This window comes from Bradyrhizobium pachyrhizi (assembly GCF_001189245.1).
GTDB classification, from domain to species: Bacteria; Pseudomonadota; Alphaproteobacteria; order Rhizobiales; family Xanthobacteraceae; genus Bradyrhizobium; species Bradyrhizobium pachyrhizi.
Genome location: NZ_LFIQ01000117.1, coordinates 114171 through 140788, shown reverse-complemented (window position 1 = coordinate 140788; position 26618 = coordinate 114171). Strand labels below are relative to the sequence as shown.

Annotated in this window: 22 protein-coding genes and 1 pseudogene; 17 read left to right on the top strand and 6 right to left on the bottom strand. The window is 65.4% G+C overall.

The window, feature by feature from the left end:
• Window positions 1–241: 241 nt before the first annotated feature.
• The 5 genes from AKL29_RS32535 (at window position 242) to AKL29_RS32515 (ending at window position 6129) form a co-directional block, all read left to right on the top strand.
• On the top strand, window positions 242–2557 hold the full coding sequence (locus tag AKL29_RS32535; RefSeq protein WP_050386997.1) for a bifunctional salicylyl-CoA 5-hydroxylase/oxidoreductase: 2316 nt from the start codon (window positions 242–244) through the stop codon (window positions 2555–2557).
• The gene (locus tag AKL29_RS32530) at window positions 2554–3333 is read left to right on the top strand and encodes an SDR family NAD(P)-dependent oxidoreductase (RefSeq protein WP_028331494.1); all 780 of its coding nucleotides are present in this window, start codon (window positions 2554–2556) and stop codon (window positions 3331–3333) included. Before AKL29_RS32535 ends, AKL29_RS32530 begins: the two co-directional genes overlap by 4 nt.
• A gap of 11 nt (window positions 3334–3344) precedes the next feature.
• A complete protein-coding gene (locus AKL29_RS32525) occupies window positions 3345–4184 on the top strand; it encodes an enoyl-CoA hydratase family protein (RefSeq protein ID WP_026192553.1) in 840 nt (279 codons plus the stop codon).
• Window position 4185: 1 nt separating this feature from the next.
• Entirely contained in the window at window positions 4186–4581 is a 396-nt protein-coding gene (locus AKL29_RS32520; RefSeq protein ID WP_050386996.1) for a RidA family protein, read from the top strand.
• Between the two features lie 306 nt (window positions 4582–4887).
• Window positions 4888–6129: a flavin-dependent oxidoreductase gene (locus AKL29_RS32515; protein ID WP_050386995.1), complete on the top strand. Its 1242-nt coding sequence runs from the start codon at window positions 4888–4890 to the stop codon at window positions 6127–6129.
• Window positions 6130–6294: 165 nt separating this feature from the next.
• On the opposite strand, the gene AKL29_RS32510 is transcribed toward AKL29_RS32515, so the two are convergent.
• Together AKL29_RS32510 and AKL29_RS32505 are read right to left on the bottom strand one after the other, a co-directional pair.
• On the bottom strand, window positions 6295–6747 hold the full coding sequence (locus tag AKL29_RS32510; protein ID WP_026192554.1) for a cupin domain-containing protein: 453 nt from the start codon (window positions 6745–6747) through the stop codon (window positions 6295–6297).
• Window positions 6748–6830: 83 nt separating this feature from the next.
• Window positions 6831–7997, bottom strand: a complete 1167-nt coding sequence (locus AKL29_RS32505; protein ID WP_050386994.1) for an ABC transporter substrate-binding protein — start codon at window positions 7995–7997, stop codon at window positions 6831–6833.
• Window positions 7998–8290: 293 nt separating this feature from the next.
• Between AKL29_RS32505 and AKL29_RS32500 the strand changes: the two genes are divergently transcribed.
• The 3 genes from AKL29_RS32500 to AKL29_RS32490 all read left to right on the top strand — a co-directional run bounded on the left by AKL29_RS32500 (window position 8291) and on the right by AKL29_RS32490 (window position 11432).
• On the top strand, window positions 8291–8785 hold the full coding sequence (locus AKL29_RS32500) for a MarR family winged helix-turn-helix transcriptional regulator (protein ID WP_050386993.1): 495 nt from the start codon (window positions 8291–8293) through the stop codon (window positions 8783–8785).
• Between the two features lie 3 nt (window positions 8786–8788).
• Entirely contained in the window at window positions 8789–9604 is an 816-nt protein-coding gene (locus tag AKL29_RS32495; RefSeq protein ID WP_050386992.1) for an alpha/beta hydrolase, read from the top strand.
• Window positions 9605–9788: 184 nt separating this feature from the next.
• A complete protein-coding gene (locus AKL29_RS32490) occupies window positions 9789–11432 on the top strand; it encodes a benzoate-CoA ligase family protein (RefSeq protein ID WP_050386991.1) in 1644 nt (547 codons plus the stop codon).
• 55 nt (window positions 11433–11487) lie between these two features.
• Here the strand turns inward: AKL29_RS32490 and AKL29_RS32485 are convergent, their stop codons facing one another.
• On the bottom strand, window positions 11488–13023 hold the full coding sequence (locus AKL29_RS32485) for a DHA2 family efflux MFS transporter permease subunit (protein ID WP_167350448.1): 1536 nt from the start codon (window positions 13021–13023) through the stop codon (window positions 11488–11490).
• An 86-nt stretch (window positions 13024–13109) separates the two neighbouring features.
• Complete coding sequence (locus AKL29_RS32480; RefSeq protein ID WP_050386989.1) at window positions 13110–14294, bottom strand: HlyD family secretion protein; 1185 nt, start codon at window positions 14292–14294, stop codon at window positions 13110–13112.
• Between the two features lie 155 nt (window positions 14295–14449).
• On the opposite strand from AKL29_RS32480, the gene AKL29_RS32475 reads away from it, so the two are divergent.
• Window positions 14450–15154 carry a TetR/AcrR family transcriptional regulator gene (locus tag AKL29_RS32475; protein WP_050386988.1) on the top strand — a complete coding sequence of 235 codons (705 nt, stop codon included), beginning with the start codon at window positions 14450–14452 and terminating at the stop codon, window positions 15152–15154.
• A 9-nt stretch (window positions 15155–15163) separates the two neighbouring features.
• Here AKL29_RS32475 and AKL29_RS32470 read toward each other — a convergent pair whose 3' ends face one another.
• Complete coding sequence (locus tag AKL29_RS32470) at window positions 15164–16858, bottom strand: ATP-binding protein (RefSeq protein WP_080666911.1); 1695 nt, start codon at window positions 16856–16858, stop codon at window positions 15164–15166.
• Between the two features lie 149 nt (window positions 16859–17007).
• A complete protein-coding gene (locus AKL29_RS32465; RefSeq protein WP_028331483.1) occupies window positions 17008–17934 on the bottom strand; it encodes a LysR family transcriptional regulator in 927 nt (308 codons plus the stop codon).
• A 155-nt stretch (window positions 17935–18089) separates the two neighbouring features.
• On the opposite strand from AKL29_RS32465, the gene AKL29_RS32460 reads away from it, so the two are divergent.
• From AKL29_RS32460 to AKL29_RS32425, 8 genes and pseudogenes are all read left to right on the top strand, one after another.
• On the top strand, window positions 18090–19121 hold the full coding sequence (locus tag AKL29_RS32460; RefSeq protein ID WP_430648904.1) for a class 1 fructose-bisphosphatase: 1032 nt from the start codon (window positions 18090–18092) through the stop codon (window positions 19119–19121).
• Between the two features lie 10 nt (window positions 19122–19131).
• Window positions 19132–20007, top strand: a complete 876-nt coding sequence (locus AKL29_RS32455) for a phosphoribulokinase (protein ID WP_028331481.1) — start codon at window positions 19132–19134, stop codon at window positions 20005–20007.
• On the top strand, window positions 20004–22025 hold the full coding sequence (tkt, locus tag AKL29_RS32450; protein ID WP_050386986.1) for a transketolase: 2022 nt from the start codon (window positions 20004–20006) through the stop codon (window positions 22023–22025). The genes AKL29_RS32455 and tkt overlap by 4 nt, the downstream gene beginning before the upstream one ends.
• A gap of 15 nt (window positions 22026–22040) precedes the next feature.
• Window positions 22041–23123: a class II fructose-bisphosphate aldolase gene (gene fba, locus AKL29_RS32445; protein ID WP_050386985.1), complete on the top strand. Its 1083-nt coding sequence runs from the start codon at window positions 22041–22043 to the stop codon at window positions 23121–23123.
• 36 nt (window positions 23124–23159) lie between these two features.
• Window positions 23160–24617, top strand: a complete 1458-nt coding sequence (locus AKL29_RS32440) for a form I ribulose bisphosphate carboxylase large subunit (RefSeq protein WP_050387164.1) — start codon at window positions 23160–23162, stop codon at window positions 24615–24617.
• A 12-nt stretch (window positions 24618–24629) separates the two neighbouring features.
• Complete coding sequence (locus tag AKL29_RS32435) at window positions 24630–25055, top strand: ribulose bisphosphate carboxylase small subunit (protein WP_028331477.1); 426 nt, start codon at window positions 24630–24632, stop codon at window positions 25053–25055.
• Between the two features lie 108 nt (window positions 25056–25163).
• Window positions 25164–26105 carry a CbbX protein gene (gene cbbX, locus AKL29_RS32430; RefSeq protein ID WP_050386984.1) on the top strand — a complete coding sequence of 314 codons (942 nt, stop codon included), beginning with the start codon at window positions 25164–25166 and terminating at the stop codon, window positions 26103–26105.
• A pseudogene (locus AKL29_RS32425) lies at window positions 26102–26618 on the top strand (HAD family hydrolase); the annotation flags it as partial. The gene cbbX and the pseudogene AKL29_RS32425, both read left to right, overlap by 4 nt.

Below are 26618 nucleotides of genomic sequence, written 5' to 3'. Positions count from 1 at the left end.
CCGGCGCAGGCCGGGACCCATAACCACAGATTGTCATTGTTGTACGTTGCTGGAACGACGAGTCCCGTCGACAACATCTGCTGCGGCGTATGGGTCCCGGCCTGCGCCGGGACGACAGCGTGGGGTGCGGCGCCAACTCCCTTGACAATTATTTTAAGTATAAAATAATATCCACCGTCGGCTCCAGGGGGAATGTGCCTCGTCGGCACCCCCAACCCGCCGAAGCCAACGGGAGAACGCCATGCGTATCGTTTGCATTGGAGGCGGGCCGGCCGGGCTTTATTTCGGCATCCTGATGAAGATGCTGGATCCCGCGAACGTCATTTCGGTGGTCGAGCGCAACCGGCCTTACGACACCTTCGGCTTCGGCGTGGTGTTTTCAGATGCGACCATGGACAACATGCGCAAGTGGGATCCGGTCACTGCTGACACGATCGAGCAGGCCTTCAACCACTGGGATGACATCGAGGTCCTGATCAAGGGCCGGCGCATGCGCACCACCGGTCACGGCTTCGTCGGCATCGGCCGCAAGCGGCTGCTCAACATCCTGCAGGCGCGGGCCGAGGAGCTTGGTGTCGAATTGATCTTCGAGCGCGAGGTGAATTCCGATCTCGAATTTCCCGACGCCGATCTGATCGTGGCGTGCGACGGCGTCAATTCGAAGGTGCGCGTCAAATATGCCGAGACGTTCCAGCCCGACATGCTGATGCGGCCGAACCGCTATATCTGGCTCGGCACCGTCAGGCCGTTCGACGCCTTCACCTTCGACTTCCGCAAGACCGAGCACGGCTGGTTCCAGGCGCACATCTACAAGTTCGAGGAGGGCGCGGCGACCTTCATCGTCGAGACCACCGAGGAGGCCTATCTCGCTCACGGTCTCGACAAGATGGAGCAGGGCGACTCGATCGCGTTCTGCGAGAATGTGTTCGCGGAAATCCTCGAGGGGCATCATCTGGTCTCCAACGCGCGGCATCTGCGCGGCTCGGCCTGGCTGTCGTTCCCCAGGCTGATCTGCGACAAATGGACCGCGTTCAACGGCAACAGCCATGTCGTGCTGATGGGCGATGCGGCCCACACCGCGCATTTCGCGATCGGCTCGGGAACCAAGCTCGCGCTGGAGGATGCGATCGAGCTCACCAACCAGTTCAAGATCCACGGCACGACGCGGGACAGCATTCCCGCGGTGCTCAAGGCCTACGAGGAGCTGCGCCGGGTCGACGTGGCGCGGATCCAGAACGCCGCGCGCAACGCGATGGAATGGTTCGAGGTGGTCGGCTCGCGCTATGCCGACACGCTGGAGCCGGAGCAGTTCATGTATTCGCTGCTGACCCGCTCGCAGCGCATCAGCCACGAGAACCTGCGGCTGCGCGACAAGACCTGGCTCGAGGGCTATGAGCGCTGGTTCGCGGAGCGCAGCGGTGTGGCCGCGACCAACGACCGCGTCACGCCGCCGATGCTGACGCCGTTCCACATCCGCGGCCTGTCGCTTCACAACCGGATCATCGTCTCGCCGATGGCGATGTATTCGGCGGAGGAGGGCGTGCCGACCGACTTCCATTTGGTGCATCTCGGCTCCCGCGCACTCGGCGGCGCCGGCCTTCTCTTTACCGAGATGACCTGCGTCTCGCCGGAGGCGCGGATCACGCCCGGCTGCTGCGGTCTCTGGAACGACGCGCAGGCGGCGGCCTACAAGCGCATCGTCGACTTCGTGCACCAGAATTCGCACGCCAGGATCGGCATCCAGCTCGGCCATGCCGGCCGCAAGGGCTCAACGCGCGTCGCCTGGGAAGGCATGGACGAAGCGCTGCCGGACCGCAACTGGCCGCTGGTGTCGGCTTCGTCAGTGCCTTATCTGCCCGACGGCCAGATCCCGGAGCCGATGAGCCGCGCCGAGATGGACGAGGTGCGCGACCAGTTCGTCGCCGCAGCCAGGCGCGCTGCGGCCGCGGGCTTCGATATCCTGGAGCTGCATTGCGCGCACGGCTATCTGCTGTCGAGCTTCCTGTCGCCGCTGACCAACCGCCGCACTGACGACTATGGCGGATCGATCGAAAACCGCGCGCGTTATCCGCTGGAGGTGTTCCGAGCCGTCCGCGCGGTGTGGCCGGAGGACAAGCCGATGTCAGTCCGCCTGTCGTGTCACGACTGGGCCGAGGGCGGCAACACGCCCGAGGATGCGCTGGCCTTCGCCAAGCTGTTCAAGGAGGTGGGAGCCGACCTGATCGACTGCTCTTCGGGGCAGGTCTGGGCCGACGACCATCCGGTCTATGGCCGGCTTTACCAGACGCCGTTCGCCGACAAGATCCGCAACGAGGTCGGCATCGCCACCATCGCGGTCGGCGCGATCTCGGAGGCCGATCACGCCAACTCGATCATCGCCGCCGGCCGCGCCGATCTCTGCGCCATCGCGCGGCCGCATCTCGCCGATCCGGCTTGGACGCTGCATGAGGCTGCGAAGATCGGCGTCAAGCAGATCGCCTGGCCGAAGCAGTATCTGTCGGGCAAATCGCAATATGAGGCCAATCTGGAGCGCGCCGCGGCGGGAGGGAAGGCATGACACGCTTCTGGCCCAACGCCCATGCGCTGGTGACCGGCGCCGGTTCAGGCATCGGTGCCGCGACGGCGATCGCACTCGCGGAGGCCGGGGTGCGCGTCAGCATCGCCGGACGCCGGATCGATGCGTTGAAGGCGACCGCGGCATCGCTCGGCAAGCACTCGGGCGCCGTGGTTTCGATCGACGTGACCGATGAGGCTGCGGTGACCAAAGGCGTCGCGCAGATTGAGGCCGAGGCGGGTCCGATCGATATCCTCGTCAACAATGCCGGCAAGGCCGGCAGCGCGCCGTTCGACAAGACGAACGCCGTGCTGTGGGCGGATATGCTGGCAAGCAATCTCTCCAGCGTATTCCTCGTCACGCACGCGGTGCTGCCCGGCATGGCGCAACGCGGCCGCGGGCGGGTGATCAACGTCGCCTCGACCGCGGGCCTTACCGGCTACGCCTACGTCTCCGCCTATGTCGCGGCCAAGCACGGCGTCATCGGCCTGACGCGCTCGCTGGCGCTGGAATATGCACGGCGCGGCGTCACCGTGAATGCGGTCTGCCCCGGCTACACCGATACGCCGCTGGTGGCGGATGCCGCCGCGAACATCGTCGCCAAGACCGGCCGCAGCGCGCAGGAGGCGCGCGCCGCGCTTGCCAAGGTCAATCCGATGCAGCGGCTGGTGACGCCGGAGGAGGTCGCCGACGCCATCCTCTGGCTTGCCGCCGAGGGCGCATCGTCAATCAACGGACAAGCCGTCGCGGTCGCCGGCGGCGAAGTCCTTACCGGGTGAAGGAACACGTCATGTCCGAGATGAAAGCAAAGCTCCGGCCGTTCAAGGATTATCCCGCAAAGCACTTCCGCTGGCAGGTCGATGCGAGCGGCCGTGTCGCGACCATCACGCTGAACCGGCCGGACAAGAAGAACCCGCTGACGTTCGAGTCCTATGAGGAGCTGCGCGATCTCTTCACCAACCTCAAATATGCCTCCGATGTCCGCGCCATCGTGCTGACCGGCGCCGAGGGCAATTTCTGCTCCGGCGGCGATGTGTTCGAGATCATCGAGCCATTGACGCGGATGGCGATGCCGGACCTGCTCGCCTTCACGCGGATGACCGGCGAGGTCGTGCGGGCGATGCGCAAGTGCCCGCAGATCATCGTCGCTGCGATCGACGGCATTTGCGCCGGGGCCGGCGCGATGCTGGCGCTGGCGTCCGACCTGCGGCTGGCGACGCCGCAGGCCAAGACCGCGTTCCTGTTCACCCGCGTCGGCCTTGCCGGCGCCGACATGGGCGCGTGCGGGTTGCTGCCGCGCGTGATCGGGCAGGGCCATGCGGCCGACCTGCTCTACACCGGGCGTGCGATGAGCGCCGAGGAAGGTTTTGCGTGGGGCTTCCACAACCGTCTGGTTCCGCCGGCGGAGCTCGCCGGCGCCGCGCAAGACCTGGCGCGCTCGCTCGCGGATGGGCCGTGGTTCGCGCATGGCGTGACGAAAACGATGTTCAACCAGGAATGGGCGATGGGCGTCGACGAGATGATCGAGTCGGAAGCGCAGGCGCAGGCGATCTGCATGGTCACCGGCGATTTCCGCCGCGCCTTCGAGGCGTTCGCCGCCAAGCAGAAACCGGCCTTCGAGGGCAATTGAGATGATCGAGATCCTGCAACCGGAAGGATGGGCCAAGCCGGTCGGCTACGCCAACGGCATGGCCGCGCGCGGCAAACAGCTCTTCATCGCGGGCCAGATCGGCTGGAACGGACAATGCGTGTTCGAGACCGACGATCTCGTCGCGCAGATCGGCCAGACCTTGCGCAACATCGTCGCGGTTGCCGCCGCCGGCGGCGCCGGGCCCGAGCACATCGTGTCGATGACCTGGTACTTGCTCGACCGCAAGGAATATTCCGCGCGGCTGAAGGAGATCGGCACGGTCTATCGCGACATCATTGGCCGGCGCTTTCCGGCGATGACCGCGATCCAGGTTGCCGGCCTGATCGAGGATCGCGCCAAGGTGGAAATCCAGGCGATTGCGGTGGTGCCGGAGTGACGGGAATGCGCTCCTACCAGTTTCGTCATCCTGAGGTGCGAGCCTTGCCGCGCACTTGCGCCGCTGGGCGAGCCTCGAAGGATGAACGGCCCCGCTGGTGGCCCGTCGACCCTTCGAGACGCGCGTTCCGCGCTCCTCAGGGTGACGGGGATAAATTGGAGTTCGCTGAAGTAATGTTAAGCCTAAGCCCAATCATCGCGGGCGCGCCCAAGTCCCAGACGACAAACCTGCTTGCGGCCGGGCGAGCGGGCATGCGACCCTAGGCCAAAGCGTAAAAGCGTCCTGTTGTGAGTGGAGGTGAGGACGATGAAGGCGATTATCGTCGGAGGCGGAATCGGAGGCCTCACCACTGCGCTGATGCTGCGCTCGCGCGGTATCAGTTGCGAGCTTTACGAGCAGTCCGAGACGATCCGCGAGCTCGGCGTCGGCATCAACACATTGCCGCATGCGATCCGCGAGCTGGCGGGGCTTGGCTTGCTCGACAAGCTCGACAAGGTGGCGATCCGCACCTATGAGCTGTTCTATCTGACGCGACATGGCCAGCAGGTCTGGCACGAGAAGCGCGGGCTCGATGCCGGCCACGACGTGCCGCAATTCTCGATCCATCGCGGCCGCCTGCAAAGCGTGATTCATCAGGCCGTGATCGATCGGCTCGGCGCGGATGCGATCCACACCGGCTGCCGGCTCGGCTCCTTCACCCAGGATGAGGGCGGCGTCTCGGCCTATTTCTTCGACCGCAGCGGCGCCCATGTGCATACCGCGCGCGGCGACATTCTGATCGGCGCCGACGGCATCCATTCGAAAGTGCGGCAGACGCTGTTTCCGGACGAGGGCGGGCCGTGCTGGAATGGCCTGATGCTGTGGCGCGGCGCGACCGACTGGCCGGCGTTCCTGACCGGGCGCTCGATGATCATCGCCGGCGGGCTGAACGCCAAGGCCGTAATCTATCCGATCGCGCCGGGCTCGAGCCCGGCAAGCCGCCTCACCAACTGGGCGGTGCTGGTGCGGATCGGCGACGGCACCTCGCCGCCGCCGCGCCGCGAGGGCTGGTCCAATCTCGGCCGGCGCGACGAGATGACGCCCTATGTCACGAGCTTCACGATCCCGCAGGTCGACTTCACCGGACTGATCAACGCGACGCCGGAATTCTGGGAGTATCCGTGCTGCGACCGCGATCCGTTGCCGTATTGGTCGAGCGGCCGCGTCACGCTGCTCGGCGACGCCGCGCATCCGATGTATCCGGTCGGCTCGAACGGCGCATCGCAGGCCATCCTCGATGCGCGCTGCCTGGCCGACATGCTGGCGCGATCGGAGCATCCGCGGCAGGCGCTGGCGGCCTATGAGCGGCAGCGGCTGCCGATGACCGCCGACATCGTCGCCTCCAACCGCCGCGGCGGGCCGGAAGGCGTGATCGACGCCGTCGAGCAGCTCGCGCCGCAAGGTTTTACCGACGTCGACACCATCCTCAACTACGAAGCCCGCGAGGCGATCGTCCGCGGCTATGCCGCCAAGGCCGGCTTTGCCGCGCGCGTGGTGGCGCGGCAGTAGGAGGTACTGCTGAAGGGGAGGACGTTCCCAAGGTTCGTATCGCAGACCCTCATGGTGAGGAGGCGCGCCAGCGCCGTCTCGAACCATGAGGCCTGCCGGTGGCCTCATCCTTCGAGACGCGCGTTCCGCGCTCCTCAGGATGAGGGGAAAGAGCCGGTGCCCCGCCTACGCCGGAGGCGGCGGCAGGAAGTGGATGTTGTGCTCGGCGGCGAGCCGCACCACGTCATCCGGGTTCTGCTCCTTCATGTTGTGGATCGCCCAGAACAGGTCGTAGAGCCTCCGGGTCGGCGACACCCAGAACAGCGTCTTGGCCGGCTGCTGCGACTTGTTGAAGATGCCGTGCGGCTTGCCCATCGGCAGGCGCACCAGATCGCCTGGAGTTGCGGATTCGTCGGCGCCGTCGAGCATGAAGTCGAGCTTGCCCTCGAGGATGTAGAGGTACTCGTCCTGGTCGGGGTGGATATGCGGAGGAACGAAGGTGCCCGGCGGGAAGGTGGCGTGCCAGGAGAATGAATGCTCGGTGCGGCTCTTCGGCACGTAGGTCTGGCCGAGGATGCTCCAGGATATGCCCTGGATGCCTTCATTGGCGCGGGTGATGCCGGCGATCTCGTCTTTCATGCTCATGCTTCCTCCATATCTCCGTTTGACGCGTTTCTTCACGCGAACCGGTGTCCGCTTCGCTCGAAAACGCTTTGAGTGGCTTACTTTGCCGCGCAGTCCTTGGCGTAGCGGTCACCATAATTCGAGAACACTTTCTCGACGATCTCGGTCTGGAATTTGCCGTCCGGCCGCTTCGCGACCTTGGTGAGGTAGAAATCCTGGATCGGATAGCCGTTGTTGCTGAACTTGAAGTTACCGCGCAGCGAGGTGAAGTCGGCCTTCTTCAGCGCCGCGGCGACCGCCTCCTTGTTGGAGAGATCGCCCTTCACGGCCTTGACGGCACTGTCGATCAACAGCGCCGCGTCATAGGCCTGCATGGCGTAGGTGCCGGGCACGCCGTTGTAGGCCGCCTCATAGGCGGCGACGAACTTCTTGCTTTGGGGATTGTCGAGGTTTGGGGCCCAGTTCGCCCCGCCGAACATGCCGACCGCTGCGTCCTGCTGCGCGGGCAGGGTGGATTCGTCGACGGTGAAGGCGGATAGCACCGGCACGGTGGCGCCAGCCTGCTTGTACTGCTTCACGAGATTGACGCCCATGCCGCCCGGCATGAAAGTGAACAGCGCGTCCGGCTTCTGCGCGGCGATCTTGGAGAGTTCAGGCTGGAAATCCAGCGTGTTCAGCGGCGTGTAGGATTCCTCTGTTATCTCGCCCTTGTAGTCGAGCTTGAAGCCGGCGACGGAATCGCGGCCGGCCTGATAATTCGGCACCAGGAGGTAAACGCGCCTGTAGCCGCGGTCCTGCGCCACCTTGCCGAGGATCTCGTGCACCTGGTCGTTCTGGTACGACGTGACATAGAAGAACGGGTTACACTCCTTGCCGGCGTAGCTGGAGGGGCCTGCGTTCGGGCTGATCAGGAAGGTCTTGCTGTCGGTGACCGGGCGGTGGATCGCCTGCAGGATGTTGGAGAAGATCGGGCCGACCACGAAATCGACCTTGTCGCGCTCGAGCAGGCCGCGCACCTTGACTACGGCACCATCGGGTTTGAGCTCGTCGTCGGCGTTGACGATCTCGACATCGCGGCCGGCCATCTTGCCGCCGAGGTCCTTGATCGCGAGCGCAAAGCCGTCGCGGACCTGCTGGCCGAGCGCCGCGGCCGGGCCCGACGTTGTGACCAGCACGCCGATCTTGATCTTCTCCTGCGCGGTCGCCGGGGTGACGGCGACACCCAGCAGCGCCGCCAATCCCGCGAGCTTCGTCAATTGTTTCATGTCTCTCCCCCGACCACTGCTTTGATGTTTCGGCTTCGGCCCAATTGGCCTCAGCTTAGTCTGACGCGCGCAACCGCTGCAAGCGATGTGGCATCGCGTCAGGGCGATCGTCGCGCATCATGCAGGCGCTGCCCATGCAAGCGCCGCGCCAATTGCTTGAAGTATAAAGAAATTGCAGGATTGCCCAGACGGATCAGGCACGATTCGCAATTGTCCTTGCGGGACGCCGCGAATTGCTTGAAGCTCAAAACAATTGGTCCGACCGGAACCCGCCGCGGAGGCACGATCGCCGCATGATCCTCGATTCCGAAACCAAAGCCGTCGAACTGCCCGACGATCACGGCACCGAGCTGCGGCTGTGGCTGCGCCTCTTGACCTGCACCACGCTGATCGAAGGCGAGGTGCGCAGCCGGCTGCGCGAGAAATTTGACGTCACGCTGCCGCGCTTCGACCTGATGGCCCAGCTCGACAAGGTGTCCGACGGCATGACGCTGTCGGACCTGTCGAAGCGGATGATGGTATCGAACGGCAACGTCACCGGGCTGGTCGAGCGTCTGGTTGAATCAGGCCATCTCGATCGCCGCACCTCGGAGACGGACCGCCGCGTGCAGTTCATCCGGCTCACAAAACTCGGCCGCGCCGAATTCCGCAAGATGGCCGCCGAGCACGAGAAGTGGATCGCCGATATTTTCGGCGATCTCTCGCCGAAGGATATCCGCGAACTGATGCGGCTGCTCGCCAAGGCCAAGGGCTCAGCGCAGCGCTCCGCCAAGGCGAGGAACGCTTAAGCCGTGACTGAGGTCGATTACGAGGTCGAATACAACAACCGGGCGCGGGTGCCGGAAAATCCGGCGCTGATGGCCGGCTGGGCGAGGGACTCCGCGGCCTATCGCGAGCAGCATCCGCCGCGGCGGCTGACCTATGGTCCGGGCAGCCGCAACGTCATCGACCTGTTCGAAGGCGATCGTGACGGGCCGCTCGTGGTCTTCATCCATGGCGGCTACTGGCAGGCACTCGACGGCTCGTCATCGAGCCACTGCGCGCGAGGGCTCAACGGCCACGGCATCAGCGTCGCGGTGCCGAGCTACGATCTGTGTCCCAATGTTACGGTCGGCGACATCATCGGCGAGATGCGTGCGGCGTGCCGCGAGCTGGCCAGGCTCGACCGGCCGCTGGTCGTGTCGGGACACTCCGCAGGCGGACATCTTGCCGCATGCATGCTCGCGACCGATTGGCCGGCCTTTGATGCGTTGCTGCCGAAGGACCTGGTCAGGACTGCTTACGCGATCTCCGGCCTGTTCGAGCTTGAGCCATTGGTCGGCACCTCCATCAACAAGGCGCTTGGCCTCGACCGCGCCGCAGCACGGGCGTCGAGCCCGCTGTTCTGGGCGCCGCCTGCCGGCGCAACGCTCGATGCCGTCGTCGGCGGCGCCGAGAGCGCGGAATATCACCGGCAGAGCCGGACCGTCGTCGATGTCTGGGGCAAAGCGGGCGTTGCAACGCGGTTCGGCGTTGTGCCCGACGCCAATCATTTCACCGCGATCGCGCCGCTCGCCGACCCGGGCTCGGCGATGGTCGCGCGGTTGAAGCAGCTTACGCAAATCTGAGGTTGTGAAGGATCGGCGGGCGATTGCCCCGCGATTTCCACCCTTGCGCCGAACTATTTTAAGTATAAAATGATTGGCGGTTAGAACGCTGCCGGGCGTCCTCGATATTGATGTTGGTCTTCTCGATATTGGTCTTCTCGATATTGGTCTTGGCCTTTCTGGATGGAAAGCGAGGGGCGATCGAATGTCAGGTGAATTTCCCGGGCTCGGCCCATCCGGGCATGTCGACGATTTCGCACGGCGCAACCTGCCGCCATCAGAGCAATGGCCGCAGCTCGTGCTCGACCGGCCCGAATTCAAATATCCCGACTATCTCAACGCCGCGGTCGAGCTGACCGACCGCATCGTCGCGCAGGGGATGGGCGATCGCATCGCGCTGATCGGCAATGGCCGCCAGCGCACCTACAAGGAACTGACGGATTGGTCGAACCGCCTGGCGCATGCGCTGGTGGAGAATTACGGCGTCAAGCCCGGCAATCGCGTGCTGATCCGCTCGGGCAACAACCCGGCGCTGGTCGCGGCCTGGCTCGCGGCGACCAAGGCCGGTGCCGTCGTCGTCAACACCATGCCGATGCTGCGCGCCGGCGAATTGGCCAAGATCGTCGACAAGGCCGAGATCTCGCTGGCGCTGACCGACAGCCGCATCGCGGATGAACTGGTGGCCTGCGCCAAGACCAGCAAATTCCTCAAGCAGGTCGTCAATTTCGACGGCACGCAGAACCACGACGCCGAGCTCGACCGGATCGCGCTGAACAAGCCGGTCAAGTTCGATGCGGTGAAGACCGGCCGCGACGACGTTGCGCTACTGGGCTTCACGTCGGGCACGACGGGCGAGCCCAAGGCGACCATGCACTTTCACCGCGATCTCCTGATCGTTGCCGACGGCTATGCGAAGGAAGTGCTCAAGGTCACACCCGACGACGTGTTCGTCGGCTCGCCGCCGCTTGCGTTTACGTTCGGCCTCGGGGGGCTCGCGATCTTCCCGCTGCGCTTCGGCGCCACCGCGACGCTGCTGGAGAATGCGGCGCCGAGCGAGATGATCCGGATCATCGAAACCTACAAGGCGACGATCTGCTTTACCGCGCCCACCGCCTATCGGGCGATGATGGCCGCGATGGACAAGGGCGCCGATCTGTCGTCGCTGCGGCTCGCCGTCTCGGCCGGCGAGACGCTGCCGGCGCCGGTGTTCGAGAGCTGGACCAGGAAGACCGGCAAGCCGATCCTCGACGGCATCGGCAGCACAGAGCTCCTGCACATCTTCATCACCAACCGCACCGGCAGCGCCGTCGGCGGCACCACGGGCACGCCAGTCTCAGGATACGAGGCCAAAATCGTCGACGAGGACATGAACGAGCTGCCGGCGGGCCAGGTCGGCAAGCTGGCGGTGCGTGGTCCGACCGGCTGCCGCTATCTCGCCGACTCCCGGCAGACCAAATATGTCCGCGACGGATGGAACATCACCGGCGATGCCTTCGTCCGCGACGAGAACGGCCGGCTGTCGTTCGTGGCGCGGGCCGACGACATGATCATCTCGGCGGGCTACAACATCGCCGGTCCCGAGGTCGAGGCCGCGCTGCTCGGCCATCCCGATGTGGCGGAGTGCGCCGTGATCGGCGCACCCGACGAGGAGCGGGGGCAGATCGTCTCGGCGTTCATCGTGCTGAAGCAGGGCGCGCGCTGCGACGAGGTCGAGGTCAAGCTGCTGCAGGATCACGTCAAGGCGACGATCGCGCCGTACAAATATCCGCGCGCGATCGCCTTCGTCGAGGCGCTGCCGAAGACCCAGACCGGGAAGATCCAGCGCTTCAAGCTGCGCGAAGCAAGCTGAGCGGACGACGACCTTCGGCCGTCGCCCAAGAGATCAACAAGAGATCAACAAGCGATCAATGCGCCGCGCCGCCGCCAGCGGCGTTCTTCGGCTTGCCGGTCAGGAGGATCGCGATCGCGGCGAACACCAGCACGATGCCGATCACGGCAAAGGTGTCGCTGAAACCAAGCACCAGGGCCTGGCGTTTCACGATATTGCCGAGCGCCACGATCGCCTGGTGATGCGCGGTCGCCGGATCGGAGATGCCGTGGCTGAGGAAGTAGTTGGTGACCTCGGCGATCCGGGTGCGCACTTCCTCGCGGCCGAGGTCGACCGACTGGCCGATGATGTTGGAGTGGAATTGCTCGCGTTTGGTGACGATGGTGGCGAGCAGCGCCGTGCCGATCGCGCCGCCGAGGTTGCGCATCATGTTGGAGATGCCGGAGGCCGCCGCGGCATCCTGCGGCGCGACGCTGCCGAGGCTGACGGCGGACAGTGGCGCCAGCATGATCGCCTGGCCGACCGCACGGACGATGTTCGGGACGAAGAACTGGTCGCCGGAGTAATCGAGCGACATCGCGATGTTCATGAAGGAGGAGACCGCGAACAGGATCATGCCGGTGAAGGCAATGAAGCGGGCATCGAAGCGCTGCATCAGCTTCGGTACCAGCGGGATCAGGATCAGCTGCGGCAGGCCGGTCCAGGCCAGCACCTGGCCGATCTGCTCGGCGTTGTAGCGCTGCACCTGGCCGAGATAGGCCGGCAGCAGGTAGACCGAGCCGAACAGCGCGAAGCCGACGAACACGGCCGAGATGGTGCCGAACCCGAAGCTGCGCTGGGTCAACAGGCGCAGCCGGATCAGCGGCTTTTCGACGACGAGCTCGATCCAGACGAACAGAGTGAGGCTGACGGCGGCGATCACCGCGAGCTTGACGATGAAGGGCGAGCCGAACCAGTCGTTCTTGTTGCCTTCCTCGAGCACGGCCTGCAGCGACGACAGGCCGATCGCCATCGTGACGATGCCGAGCCAGTCGCCCTCACGGAGCAGATGCAGCTGCATCGGCTGGCGCTCCAGCGTGAAATAGAGCGTGATGACCATCACCGCGGTCGGGATCACATTGACGAAGAAGATGGTCTGCCAGCCGTAATTCTCGGTGAGGTAGCCGCCGATGGTCGGGCCGATCGCGGGGGCGAAGGTCACGGCGAGCGCGAACATGGCAAGGCCGACCGGCTGCTGGGCCTTCGGCAGCTTGGTGAAAACAAGCGTGAAGGCCATCGGGATCAGCACGCCGCCAAAGAAGCCCTGCAAGCCGCGCATCGCGATCATCGACGGCAGGTCGTGCGTGAAGGCACAGGCGACCGAGAAGATCGCAAACAGGGTGGCGAAGCCGATGATGATCTTGCGGAAGGAAAACACCCGGCTGAGATAGTCGGTCAGCGGGATCACCACGATCTCGCCGATCAGATAGGAGGTCGAGATCCAGGAGCCGTTGTCGACGCCGGTTCCGATGCCGCCCTCGATGTTGAGCAGCGAGGCGTTGGTGATCTGGATGTTGAGGATCGCCATGAAGGCGCCGATCATGGCGGCGATGATGGAAATCCAGACCGCCATGCTGGCGCGGTTGGGATCGGCAGCTGCCGCTGCCGCGCGGGGCGCAGCAGCCGGGGAGGAGAGCGCGAGATCGGACATGACATCACCTATTTGAATGAGGCGACAGCGAGCTTGGGTGAGGCGCCGGAGCGCGGCGCCTCTCCGGGTTGCGACAAGGTTGCGATGGTCGGGATGACCGACATGCCGGGCCGCAATTCGACCGCGGTCGCATCGAGCGCGATCTTCACCGGGATGCGCTGCACCACCTTGGTGAAGTTGCCGGTCGCATTGTCTGGCGGCAGCAGCGCGAACTCCTGGCCGCTGGCGGGCGCGAGACTGTCGACATGGCCGCGCACCACCTGTCCCGGGAACATGTCGACCGCGATCTCGACCGGCTGACCCTTGCGGACATTGGTGAGCTGCGTCTCCTTGTAGTTCGCGATCACATAGGCGCCGGACGCGGGCACCAGCGACATCAACTGCGTGCCGGCCTGGACGAACTGGCCGGTGCGCAGGGTGCGGTTGCCGACCACGCCGTCGATCGGGGCTGATATGGTGGTGTAGCCGAGGTTCAGCTCGGCCTGATGCTGGAGCGCGGCTGCGCGCGCCTGCGCCGCGACCGCCTGGGCAATGTCGGCCTTGAGCAACTCGACCTGGCGGAGCGCGGAGGCGAGGTTTGCGGTATCGCGCGCGACGGCGGCCTGTGCGCTGGCGTAGCGCGACTGCGCCTGCTGCGCGTTCTGCACGCTGCCGAAGCCGGTGCCGGCGAGGTCGGTGTAGCGCTTGTTCTCCTGCTCGGCGAAGGTCTGCGTCGCGGTGTCCACGGCGAGGGTCGCACGTGCCGCTTCGATCACCGACTGCTGCACATCGAGCTGCGCATGCTTGCTGGCGATCGCGGCTTCGGCGGCGGCAACATCGGCCTTGGCCTGATCCAGCGCGACCCTGAAATCGCGATTGTCGATCCGCGCCAGCATCTGGCCGGCGCGCACATGCTCATTGTCGCCCACCAGCACCGCGCTGAGATAGCCGGAGACTTTTGGTGCGATCGTCGTGTTATCGGCCTTCACATAGGCGTCGTCGGTCGAGACCTGGAAGCGGCCGACGGTCCAGTAGTCCCAACCGTACCAGGCTCCGCCCGCGAGCATGGCGAGCGCCGCGCCGGCCAGCAGCAGGCGGCGAAGCCTGCCCTTGGCGGCGGGCGGTTTGGCGGCTTCCGGGTTGGCGATCAATTGCTTGGCGGTCTCGGCCGGAACCTGGCTCTCGGCCCTGAATGACGTCTCATGCTGGCTCATGGCGGTGCTCCTGATCCGTCTATCCTTTTGGAAAGTCTTGCCAATTCCGGCCGACGTCCGCGGGATTAATTAGGAAACTTGATGTTTTCCAAAATAAAGCCCATATTGGGAGTGTCAATAGAATGACAGGCATCATTTAAAAGCATGGCTCGCGGATGAACCGGAATGACAAGGATCAGACTGAGCAAGACGCACCGCCGCGGCGCGGCCGCGGGCGGCCGCAGCTGCGTTCCGACGACGAGACGCGCGCGCTGATCTATGACGCCGCGCGGCGCGAGTTCTCCGAGCGCGGCTTCGCCGCGGCCAACATCGCCGACGTGGCCTGCCGCGCCGGCGTCTCCACCAAGACACTCTATCGGCTGATCCCGACCAAGCTGGCGCTGTTCGAGGGCACGGTGACGGACCGGATGGACCGGTTCATATCCGCCGTAAATCTTGCCGCCTGCGACGGCCGCGATATCGCGGCGGCCCTGGAGGCCGCACTCTCGACCTGTGGCGAGCTGATACTCGATGCCGAGGTCATCGCGCTCCAGCGCATCATCCTGGCCGACAGCGACAAATTCCCCGACATCGCCGAGATGTTCTACGAGAAGGCGATGCAGCGGACCCTTGGCGCGCTGGCTGCGTGGCTGGGCGTGCAGCAGCGGCGGGGACGGATCGCGGTGGACGACCCGCAGGCCGCTGCGGGCATGCTGCTCGGCATGCTCGTGTTCCAGCCGCAACGCGACGTGATGTACGGCCACAGGCCGCCGCCGTCGCGGGCGCAGATCGAGGCCCGCGCCAGGGCCTGTGCGGCACTGTTCCTGTCGGGATGCGCCGTGCCGGCCGACCAGATCAAGAAGCAGAACGGAGACGCGTGACGCCCCGCGTCACTTGCCCATTGCCGCCGCCGGTGGCTGGGCCAGCACCTGCCGGATCATCCGCGCGAGATCGGATTTGCGGTAGGGCTTCGGCAGCAGCGTCACATCCGGGTCGAGACGGCCGTGGTGGATGATCGCGTCCTCGGTGTAGCCGGAGGTGAAGAGCACGCGCACCGAGGGCAGTTTGGCGATCACGGCATCGGCGACCTGCCGGCCGTTCATGCCGCCGGACATGATGACGTCGGTGAACAGCACGTCGCAGACGAACCCCTTGTCGACCGCGGCCAGTGCTTCGGGACCGTTGGCGGTGACCATGGTGCGATAGCCAAGTTGCTCGAGCTGGGCGCTGACGTAATTGCGCACCAGCGGATCGTCCTCGACGACCAGGATGGATTCATTGCCGCCGCGCGTGTCGACCGGAGGAGGCGGCTCGACGTCGATCATGTCGCCGCTGCTGCGCGGCAGATAGAGCTTGATCGAGGTGCCGTGGCCCTCCTCGGAATAGATCTTGAGGTGTCCGTTGGACTGCTTGATGAAGCCGTACACCATGCTGAGCCCGAGGCCGGTGCCCTTGCCGGTGTCCTTGGTCGTGAAGAACGGCTCGAACACCTTGTCGCGGATTCCCGCCGGGATACCACCGCCGGTGTCGCTGACCGCGACCATCACATATTCACCCGCCCGCACATCGGGGTTGGCGACGGCATAAACCTCGTCGAGGATGACGTTGCTGGTCTCCAGCATCAGCTTGCCGCCATCGGGCATCGCGTCGCGGGCATTGACCGCGAGATTGAGCAGCGCGGTCGCCATGTGGTTCGGATCGATGAAGGCCGACCAGGCATCGGGCTCGAGCGCGGTATCGATCTCGATCTGCTCGCCGAGCGACGGGCGCAGCAGCCGCGCGGTGTCCTGCACCAGCGTGTTGAGGTTGGCTTCACGCGGCTGCAGCGGCTGCTGCCGCGAGAAGGCCAGCAGGTGCTTGGTCACTTCGGCGCCGCGAAACGCCGCGTCGCTGATCATCTTGGTGACCGACGATAGCGCGGCATCGTGCTCGACGGCTTCGGCAAGGATGTCGATCAGGCCGGTGATGACGGTCAGGATATTGTTGAAGTCGTGGGCGATGCCGCCGGTGAGGTGCCCGACGGCCTCCATCTTCTGCACCTGGCGCAGCTTCTGCTCGGCCTCGAGCTGTTCGCGGGCGGCCTCGACTTCGCGGGCGCGCATGAAGATTTCCGCTTCCATCTGCTCGGTGCGCTCGCGCAACCGGTCGGTCAGTTCGTCTTGCTCGGCACCGCGCTGCTTCAGCTGGATGAAGCTGGTGACGTCTTCGACCCGATGGATGATGTAAGTGAACTGCCCGTTCGGCCCCAACACCGGCGTATTGCGCGGGCTCCAGTAGCGTTCCTCGAAGCCGCCGCCCTCCGACTCGGGCTTGCGGATATCGTATTTCTGCACCGTCATGGTATCGGGACGGCGGAACTGGACCACGCGCTCGAGCGAGGCGCGCAGGTTCCGCACGCCGTCGGCGGCCGGGTCGTCCGGATTGTCAGGGAACACCTCGAACAGCCCGCGCCCGAGGATCGCGGCGCGCTCGGTCTTGGTGGCGCGCAGATAGGCGTCGCTTGCTGCCACGATGCGGAAGTCGGGCTGGGTCAGCACCAGATAAAGGCCGGGCGCCGCCTCGAATAACGCCTTGAAGTCAGGCATCGGCGGGGACTGGTTCTGCAGTTCATCCTCCCTCGCAGGGATACGGTCCGCCACTGACCGCACTCAAGGTGTGACATGCGCTTGCCGGAACTTCAATGGTTAACATACGGTACCAGCTCGATTTTTCGCGTCGCGGCGGCTCCGGCGCGCTAGTTTGAATTCGGCAGATAGCGCCAGCCCTCCTTGCCGAGGAAATCCAGCATGGCTTGCGCGGGCGGCAGCAGGATCTTGTCGGCGCGCCTGATCGCGTGCCACTGCCGGACGATCGGCAGGCCCTTCACCTTGAGCACCACCAGCCGGCCGTCCTCCAGCTCATGGAACACCGTGTGCTGGGAGATGAAGGCGATGCCGAGCCCGGCCATCACCGCCTGCTTGATGGTCTCGTTGCTGTCCATCGCCATGCCGAGTTTCGGCTCCAGCCCGACCCGCTCGAAATATTGCTGCATCAGCATCCGCGTGCCCGATCCTTGCTCGCGAGTGATGAAGGTTTCGTTGGCGAGCTCCGACGGGGCGACGTGCCGCCGCCGCGCCAGCCGATGATCGGGCGCGGCGACGATGAAGTGCGGATGCCGGCCGAGCGGCTTCATCTCGACCTCGACATCGGCCGGCGGCCGGCCCATCACCGCGATGTCGAGATCATAGCCGCGCAGCGCGTCGCGAATCTCCTCGCGGTTGCCGATCCTGAGCGTGACCTCGATCTTGGGAAAGCGGCGCGAGAACGCCGCGATCGCGAACGGCACGAAGTATTTCGCGGTGGAGACCGCGCCCATCGCGACGCGGCCGCCGCTGCGGCCGGCGATCATGTCGAGCGACTGCTCGCAATCCTTCAGCGCCGCCTCGATCCGCTCGACCAGCGTCAGCACATGCGCGCCGGCATCCGTCAGCGCCATGCCGTCGCCGGTGCGCTGGATCAGCGGCAACCCGGCGAGCGCCTGCAGATTGCGGAGCTGCAACGTCACCGCGGGCTGCGTCAGGTTCAAGCGGTTGGCGGCCGACGTGATCGAACCGGCCTCGTGCAAGGTCGACAGTGCGCGCAGCTGGCGGATGGTGAGATCCCGCGAGAAGTTGCCGGCCATGACAAGCTCCATAAGAAATACTTTGCCCGGACCAAAGATAATAAAATTTCCCTAATTGGGCAATTCGCGCGTTGATAGGGCGAAGGCGACTCCCCTGAGGTCGCCTCTCGAAGCCTCGGGACAGAGGGCGCGATCATAGGGAGAGGCCGGTGGAGATTCGTCCTGCATTGCATGCCCATCTGGAGTGGCCGACGCAACACGACCCGTTGCGTGCCGCGACCGTTGTGGTGATCGAAGCCCTTGCGCGCGCCGCGATCGAGCTCTCGCACATCATTGCCGCCGGGCCGCTCGCCGGAATCGGCGGCGAGAGCGGCGGCGTCAATCCCGACGGCGATCGCCAGAAGACGATCGACATCGTCGCCGACGATCTGATGCGGAACGCGCTGCGCACCGCGCCGGTCGCCGCGGTGCTGTCGGAGGAGGTCGAGCTGCCCGAGACGCTCGATCCCGACGCGCCGCTCTGCGTCGCGATCGATCCGCTCGATGGATCCGCCAATCTCGAAAACAACATCTCGATCGGCACGATCTTCTCGATCCGGCCGAAGGGAAACGACGTCATCTCGACCTTCTTCGAGCCCGGCACGGCGCAATGCGCCGCCGGCTGCTTCATCTACGGTCCGCAGACCGTGCTGGTGCTGGCGCTAGACCAGCGCGTCGACTGCTTCACGCTGGACCCGCGAAGTGGCGAGTTCGTCCTGACCGCGCGCGATCTGCGCGTGCCGCAGGATGCGTCGGAATTCGCCATCAATGCCTCGAACCGGCGACACTGGAGCGGCCCGGTGCGCAGCTACATCGACGATTGCCTCGCCGGCGTGAACGGCGAGCGCGGGCAGGACTTCAACATGCGCTGGATCGGCTCGCTGGTCGCTGAGGCCTACCGCATCCTGATGCGCGGCGGCGTGTTCCTGTATCCGGCGGATGCGCGCCAGGGCTACCGCGAAGGCCGGTTGCGCCTGCTGTACGAGGCGCATCCGATCGCACTGATCATGGAATGGGCGGGCGGCGCCGCGTCGAATGGCCGGTCGCGCATTCTCGAACTGTCGGCACGCACGCCGCATCAGCGCGTGCCGCTGATCATGGGATCGGCGCGCGCCGTGCGCGACGTCGATGCGATCCACCTGACCGTCGAGCCGTTGTTCGAGAGCAGCGATGCCCCGCTGTTCGCGCGGCGCGGCCTGTTCCGCTGAGGAGGACCGCATGTCACGTCGGCATCCCATCATCTCGATCACCGGCTCCTCCGGGGCCGGCACCACCTCGGTGAAGAAGACGTTCGAGAACATCTTCCGCCGCGAGAACGTGGTCGCCGCCTATATCGAGGGCGACGCATTCCACCGCTACGACCGCGCCGAGATGCGCAGCCTGATGGCGGAAAGAGCCGAGCGCGGCAACAAGCACTTCAGCCATTTCAGCCCCGAGACCAATTTGTTCGAGGAGCTGGAGAAGCTGTTCAGCGACTATGCCGAGACCGGCACCGGAACGACGCGGCACTATGTGCACGACGAGGAGGAAGCGCGGCTCTACGGCGCCAAGCCCGGCACCTTCACCGCATGGGAGGCGCTGCCGGAAAATTCCGACCTCTTGTTCTACGAGGGCCTGCATGGCGCCGTGGTCACCGACAAGGTGAATGTCGCGCAGCATGCCGACCTCAAGATCGGCGTCGTGCCGGTCATCAACCTCGAATGGATCCAGAAGCTGCACCGCGATCGCAGCCATCGCGGCTACTCCACCGAGGCGGTGACCGACACCATCCTGCGCCGCATGCCGGACTACGTGAATTACATCTGTCCGCAATTCACCGAGACCGACATCAACTTCCAGCGCGTGCCGACCGTCGACACGTCGAACCCGTTCATCGCGCGCTGGATCCCGACGCCGGACGAATCGATGGTCGTGATCCGCTTGAAGAACCCGCGCGGCATCGACTTCCCCTATCTGCTCTCGATGATCCCGAACAGCTTCATGTCGCGCGCCAATTCGATCGTGGTGCACGGCGCCAAGCTCGACCTTGCGATGCAGCTCATCCTGACCCCGCTGATCCTGCAACTGATCGAACGAAAGAGGCGAACGATATGACCGCACTTGCGTCCGTTGCCAGCCGCCCCGAAATCAGCCACGACGAGATGGCGAATGCCATCCGCTTCCTCGCCGTCGACGCGGTGGAGCAGTCGAAATCCGGCCACCCGGGCATGCCGATGGGCATGGCCGACGTCGCGACCGTGCTGTTCACGGACTTCCTGAAGTTCGATCCGGCCGATCCAGCCTGGCCCGACCGCGACCGCTTCGTGCTGTCGGCCGGTCACGGCTCGATGCTGCTCTACGCGTTGCTCTATCTGACGGGCTACGAGAGCATGACGCTCGACCAGCTCAAGGCGTTCCGGCAGTGGGGATCGAAGACCCCGGGCCATCCCGAGTACGGCCACACCCCGGGAGTCGAGACCACGACCGGGCCGCTCGGGCAGGGGATTGCGACCGCGGTCGGCATGGCGCTTGCCGAGCGGCTGATGAACGCCCGCTTCGGGGACGACCTGGTCGACCACTACACCTATGTGATCGCCGGCGATGGCTGCCTGATGGAAGGCATCAGCCATGAGGCGATCTCGCTCGCCGGCCATTTGCGGCTGAACCGCCTGATCCTGCTGTTCGACGACAACCATATCTCGATCGACGGCGCCACCTCGCTGTCCTGCTCGGACGACCAGGCGGCGCGGTTCAAGGCCAGCGGCTGGAACGTCAACCGCATCGACGGCCACGATCCGCAGGCGATCACCGCGGCGATCAGGCAGGCACGATCGAGCGATCGTCCGTCGCTGATCGCCTGCCGCACGGTGATCGGGTTCGGTGCACCGAACCGGCAGGGCAGCGAGAAGGTGCATGGCGCGCCGCTCGGTGCCGATGAGGTGGCGAAGACACGAGCCGCGCTGCGCTGGCCGTATCCGGCCTTCGAAATTCCCGATGCGGTGCTGGCGGAGTGGCGCGACCTCGGCGGCCGCGGCCGCGACGCGCGGCGGGCCTGGATCGAGCGTTCGCGCAGCGCCTGCAAGGGCGACAAGGCCGAGCGGTCTCCGTTCCATGATGCGCTGAACCGGAAATTGCCCTGCGCCTATGCCGAAGCGATGGCAAAGCTCTTGGCGCGGTTCGCGACCGAGCGGCCGAAGCTTGCCACCCGCCAAGCCTCGCAGCAGGTCATCGACGTGATCGCGGAGGCCTTGCCCAACCTGCTGGGCGGCTCGGCCGATCTGACGCACTCCAACCTGACGCTGGCGAAGTCGCAGGTTTCGGTGCGGCCGGAAACGCTCGACGGCAGCTACATCCACTACGGCATTCGCGAACACGGCATGGCCGCGGCGATGAACGGCATCGCGCTGCACGGCGGGTTCATTCCCTATGGCGGCACCTTTCTCAGCTTTGCCGATTACAGCCGGCCGGCGATCCGCCTCGCGGCGCTGATGGGGATCCGCGTCATCCATGTGATGACCCACGATTCCATCGGGCTCGGCGAGGACGGACCGACCCATCAGCCGGTCGAGCATCTGGCCGCGCTGCGGGCAATCCCGAACGTCCTGGTGTTCCGCCCGGCCGACGCGGTCGAGACAGCGGAAGCGTGGGACTGTGCGCTGAAGGCAGAGACCTCGCCGTCGATCCTCTGCCTGTCGCGGCAGGCGCTGCCGACGGTTCGCGACGGCAGCAAGGACAACCAGGTCGCGCTCGGCGCCTACGTTCTCGTCGAGCCGGCCTTCGCGCGTGACGTCACCCTGATTGCAACGGGTTCGGAGGTGGCGATCGCGCTCGAAGCCGCAAAGCTGCTGGCGGAAGACGGGGTACAGGCCGCGGTCGTCTCGGCCCCGTGCTTCGACCTGTTCCGCCAGCAGCCGAGCGACTATCGCGCCCAGGTGCTGGGCAGCGGCCCACGTGTCGGCGTGGAGGCTGCGGTCGAGGGCGACTGGGCGCGCTGGCTCGGCGACGACGGTGCGTTCGTCGGCATGAGCGGCTTCGGCGCTTCCGCGCCGGCGGACGTGCTCTACCGCGAATTCGGCATCACGCCCGCGGCAATCGCTGCTGCAGCAAAACAGCTCATTCAACGAGCGAATTGAAAGGAGGACGCCACCATGGCGCGGATAACCCTGAGGCAGTTGCTGGACCACGCCGCCGAACGCGGCTACGGCGTTCCGGCCTTCAACATCAACAATATGGAGCAGGGCCTCGCCATCATGGAGGCGGCGGCTTCCTGCGATGCACCTGTCATCATCCAGGCCTCGCGCGGCGCGCGGTCCTATGCCAACGACATCATGCTGGCGAAGATGATCGACGCGCTCGAGGAGATGCATCCGCAGATCCCGCTCTGCCTGCATCTCGATCACGGCAACGAAGAGGCGACCTGCGCCACCGCGATCCGCTACGGCTTCACCTCCGTCATGATGGACGGCTCGCTCAGGGCCGACGCCAAGACCGCGGCCGACTATGACTACAATGTCGATATCACCCGCCGGGTCGTCGACATGGCCCACTGGGTCGGCGCGTCGGTCGAAGGCGAACTCGGCGTGCTCGGCTCGCTCGAGCATGGCGGCGGCGAGCAGGAGGACGGTCACGGCGTCGAAGGCAAGCTGAGCCATGACCAGCTGCTCACCGATCCCGACCAGGCGGTCGATTTCGTCCGCGCCACCAAGGTCGATGCGCTCGCGATCGCGATGGGCACCTCGCACGGCGCCTACAAGTTCACGCGGCGGCCCGACGGCGAGATCCTGGCGATGCGCGTGGTCGAGGAGATCCACAGCCGCCTGCCGAACACGCATCTGGTGATGCACGGCTCGTCCTCGGTGCCGCAGCCGCTGCAGGACATGTTCAACCAGTTCGGCGGCGAGATGCCGCAGACCTGGGGCGTCCCGGTCGAGGAGATCGTCCGCGGCATCAAGCACGGGGTGCGCAAGGTCAATATCGACACCGATTGCCGCCTGGCGATGGCGGCGGCCTTCCGCAAGGTCGCCGTCCAGTCGAAGAGCGAGTTCGATCCGCGCAAATTCCTGAAGCCGGCGATGGATGCGCTGCGCGAACTCTGCCGTGACCGCTTCGAGCAATTCGGCACGGCCGGCAATGCCGCCAGGATCAAGGTGGTTGCACTGCCGGAGATGGCCCGCCGCTATCGCGCCGGCGCGCTCGATCCGCAAATTGGAAAGATGACCCAGGCCGCCTGAGCAAATGGCGACGAACCACAGGAGATTTCGATGAATATGCAGCAGTCGATCACCGTGCGCGGCAAGGATCGCTACAAGTCCGGCGTGATGGAATACAAGCGTATGGGCTATTGGGAGCCGAACTACGAGCCCAAGGACACCGACGTTATTGCCTTGTTCCGCGTCACGCCGCAAGACGGCGTCGATCCGACCGAAGCCTGCGCGGCGGTGGCGGGCGAATCCTCGACCGCGACCTGGACCGTGGTGTGGACCGACCGCCTGACGGCCGCGGAGAAATATCGGGCGAAGTGCTACCGCGTCGATCCGGTGCCGAATTCGCCGGGCAGCTACTTCGCCTATATCGCCTATGACCTCGACCTGTTCGAGCCGGGCTCGATCTCGAACCTGACGGCCTCGATCATCGGCAATGTGTTCGGCTTCAAGCCGCTGAAGGCGCTGCGGCTCGAGGACATGCGGCTGCCGACCGCCTATGTGAAGACGTTCCAGGGCCCGGCGACCGGGATCGTGGTGGAGCGCGAGCGGCTCGACAAGTTCGGCCGTCCATTGCTCGGCGCCACCGTGAAGCCGAAGCTCGGCCTGTCCGGCCGCAACTACGGCCGCGTTGTTTATGAAGCCTTGAAAGGTGGGCTCGACTTCACCAAGGACGACGAGAACATCAACTCGCAACCCTTCATGCACTGGCGCGAGCGCTTCCTCTACTGCATGGAGGCGGTCAACCGCGCGCAGGCCGCGACCGGCGAGATCAAGGGGACCTATCTCAACGTCACCGCGGCGACCATGGAGGACATGTACGAGCGCGCCGAGTTCGCTCATGAGCTCGGCTCCAACATCGTCATGATCGACCTTGTGATCGGCTACACCGCGATCCAGTCGATGGCGAAGTGGGCACGCAGGAACAACATGATCCTGCATCTGCATCGCGCCGGCCACTCGACCTACACGCGGCAGCGCAGCCACGGCGTCTCGTTCCGCGTGATCGCGAAATGGATGCGGCTCGCCGGCGTCGATCACATCCATGCCGGCACGGTGGTCGGCAAGCTCGAGGGCGATCCGAACACCACCCGCGGCTATTACGACATCTGCCGCGAGGACTTCAATCCGTTGCATCTGGAGCACGGCGTGTTCTTCGACCAGAACTGGGCGAGCCTCAACAAGCTGATGCCGGTGGCCTCCGGCGGCATTCATGCCGGCCAGATGCACCAGCTGCTCGATCTGCTCGGCGAGGACGTCGTGCTGCAGTTCGGCGGCGGCACCATCGGCCATCCCCGCGGCATCCAGGCCGGCGCCACCGCCAACCGCGTCGCGCTGGAAGCCATGATCCTCGCCCGCAACGAGGGACGCGACTACGTCCATGAGGGGCCGGAGATCCTGGTCAAGGCGGCGCAGACCTGCACGCCGCTGCGCGAGGCGCTCGACGTCTGGAAGGACGTCACCTTCAACTACGAGTCGACCGACGCCCCCGATTTCGTTCCCACGCCGAGCATGGCGGTCTGAGAGGAGATACTCATGCGCGTTACCCAAGGCTGCTTTTCGTTCCTGCCCGATCTCACCGACGAGCAGATCGCCGCGCAGGTGCAATACTGCCTCGACAAGGGCTGGGCGGTGAACATCGAGTTCACCGACGATCCGCACCCCCGCAACACCTATTGGGATATGTGGGGCCTGCCGATGTTCGACCTGCGCGACGCGGCCGGCATCATGAAGGAACTCGCCGACTGCCGGCGGGTCTATGGCGACCGCTATATCCGGGTCTCCGGCTTCGATTCCAGCCCGGGCTGGGAGTCCGTACGCATCTCCTTCATCGTCAACCGGCCGCGCGAGGAGCCGGGCTTCCGGCTCGACCGCTCGGAGGCTGCCGGACGCAACCTGCGTTACGCGACCCATTCCTACGCAGCGGGCCGCCCCGAGGGCGAACGCTACGCAGATCAGTAACCGCGTCCGGCTTGCAAACCAGGCGGATTGCTCCCTCGACCGTCTGGTCCGGATGCACTTCTCCGTCGTCGCCGCCGCGGCGACGGAGCTTTTCCAGGCGAGAGGACAATGACGCAAGCGCAAGAACAGATCAGCGAACAAATCCGCGAGACCCCGCTCGAGACCATCGACCTCCGGCATGAATTCGCCGACCTCGGTATCGGCGACGTGCTCGACCAGCTCGATTCCGAATTGATCGGCCTGAAGCCGGTGAAGACCCGCATCCGCGAGATCGCCTCGCTGCTGCTGGTCGAACGCATCAGGCAGAAGATGGCGTTGGCAACGACGTTTCCGACCCTGCACATGTCGTTCACCGGCAACCCCGGCACCGGCAAGACCACGGTCGCGCTGCGGATGGCCGGAATCCTGCATCGGCTCGGCTTCGTGCGCCGCGGCCACGTCATCAGCGTCACGCGCGACGACCTCGTCGGCCAATATATCGGCCACACCGCGCCGAAGACGAAGGAAATATTGAAGAAGGCGATGGGCGGCGTCCTGTTCATCGACGAGGCCTATTACCTCTATCGTCCGGAAAACGAGCGCGATTACGGGCAGGAGGCGATCGAGATCCTGCTGCAGGTGATGGAGCAGCAGCGCGAGGATCTGGTGGTGATCCTGGCCGGCTATGGCGACCGCATGGAGAAATTCTTCCAGAGCAATCCGGGCTTCCGCTCCCGGATCGCGCATCACATCGACTTCCCGGACTATTCGGACGGCGAGTTGCTCTGGATCGCCGAGCTGATGTTGCAGCAGCAGAATTATCGGTTCTCCCCGGAAGCGCGCGAGGCCTTCATCCGTTACATCGCCGTGCGCAAGGAACAGCCGCTGTTCTCCAATGCGCGCTCGATCCGCAATGCGCTCGATCGCATCCGGCTGCGCCAGGCCAACCGGATCGTGGCGAAGCTCGACCGCACGCTGACGGCCGACGACGTGATGTCGATCGAGGCCGGCGACGTGCTCGCCAGCCGGGTGTTCGTCAAAGGCGCCGGTGCGCCGGGCGAGGGACGATGAACGAGGCGCTCGCCGTGATCCGGACCGCCGGGATGCGCGACATCATCGCGAGCGCCCGCGCCCTGATCTTCGATGTCGACGGCACGCTCGCCGAAACCGAGGAGGTGCACCGCCGCGCCTTCAATGAAGCCTTTGCCGAAGCCGGCCTCGATTGGTTCTGGGACCAGGTCACTTACGCGCGGCTGCTTCGGGTGGCCGGAGGCAAGGAGCGCATCCGCGCCTTCGACCAGCGCAACGCGGTCCCAATGCTGACATTCGCCGAGATCGCTGACCTGCACAGGATCAAGACCGCACGCTACGCCGCGCTGATTGCCGCCGGCGGCTGCCCGTTGCGGCCGGGCGTCAGGGCCTGGCTCGCCGGCGCGCGCAGCCGCGGCCAGCGCCTCGCGATCGCAACGACCACCTCGCACGGCAATATCGATGCCCTGCTTTCGGTTTCGCTCGGGCTGGACTGGGCCGATCAGTTCGAGGCGATCGTTGCCGGCGACGACGTGCCGCGGAAGAAGCCGGCGC

Bases quoted from the DNA above. Each gene is read 5' to 3' on its own strand.
- AKL29_RS32535 (WP_050386997.1), top strand. From the start codon at position 242: ATGCGTATCGTTTGCATTGGAGGCGGGCCGGCCGGGCTTTATTTCGGC.
- AKL29_RS32530 (WP_028331494.1), top strand. From the start codon at position 2,554: ATGACACGCTTCTGGCCCAACGCCCATGCGCTGGTGACCGGCGCCGGT.
- AKL29_RS32525 (WP_026192553.1), top strand. From the start codon at position 3,345: ATGTCCGAGATGAAAGCAAAGCTCCGGCCGTTCAAGGATTATCCCGCA.
- AKL29_RS32520 (WP_050386996.1), top strand. From the start codon at position 4,186: ATGATCGAGATCCTGCAACCGGAAGGATGGGCCAAGCCGGTCGGCTAC.
- AKL29_RS32515 (WP_050386995.1), top strand. From the start codon at position 4,888: ATGAAGGCGATTATCGTCGGAGGCGGAATCGGAGGCCTCACCACTGCG.
- AKL29_RS32510 (WP_026192554.1), bottom strand. From the start codon at position 6,747: ATGAAAGACGAGATCGCCGGCATCACCCGCGCCAATGAAGGCATCCAG.
- AKL29_RS32505 (WP_050386994.1), bottom strand. From the start codon at position 7,997: ATGAAACAATTGACGAAGCTCGCGGGATTGGCGGCGCTGCTGGGTGTC.
- AKL29_RS32500 (WP_050386993.1), top strand. From the start codon at position 8,291: ATGATCCTCGATTCCGAAACCAAAGCCGTCGAACTGCCCGACGATCAC.
- AKL29_RS32490 (WP_050386991.1), top strand. From the start codon at position 9,789: ATGTCAGGTGAATTTCCCGGGCTCGGCCCATCCGGGCATGTCGACGAT.
- AKL29_RS32485 (WP_167350448.1), bottom strand. From the start codon at position 13,023: ATGGCGGTCTGGATTTCCATCATCGCCGCCATGATCGGCGCCTTCATG.
- AKL29_RS32480 (WP_050386989.1), bottom strand. From the start codon at position 14,294: ATGAGCCAGCATGAGACGTCATTCAGGGCCGAGAGCCAGGTTCCGGCC.
- AKL29_RS32475 (WP_050386988.1), top strand. From the start codon at position 14,450: ATGAACCGGAATGACAAGGATCAGACTGAGCAAGACGCACCGCCGCGG.
- AKL29_RS32470 (WP_080666911.1), bottom strand. From the start codon at position 16,858: ATGCCTGACTTCAAGGCGTTATTCGAGGCGGCGCCCGGCCTTTATCTG.
- AKL29_RS32465 (WP_028331483.1), bottom strand. From the start codon at position 17,934: ATGGCCGGCAACTTCTCGCGGGATCTCACCATCCGCCAGCTGCGCGCA.
- AKL29_RS32455 (WP_028331481.1), top strand. From the start codon at position 19,132: ATGTCACGTCGGCATCCCATCATCTCGATCACCGGCTCCTCCGGGGCC.
- tkt (WP_050386986.1), top strand. From the start codon at position 20,004: ATGACCGCACTTGCGTCCGTTGCCAGCCGCCCCGAAATCAGCCACGAC.
- fba (WP_050386985.1), top strand. From the start codon at position 22,041: ATGGCGCGGATAACCCTGAGGCAGTTGCTGGACCACGCCGCCGAACGC.
- AKL29_RS32440 (WP_050387164.1), top strand. From the start codon at position 23,160: ATGCAGCAGTCGATCACCGTGCGCGGCAAGGATCGCTACAAGTCCGGC.
- AKL29_RS32435 (WP_028331477.1), top strand. From the start codon at position 24,630: ATGCGCGTTACCCAAGGCTGCTTTTCGTTCCTGCCCGATCTCACCGAC.
- cbbX (WP_050386984.1), top strand. From the start codon at position 25,164: ATGACGCAAGCGCAAGAACAGATCAGCGAACAAATCCGCGAGACCCCG.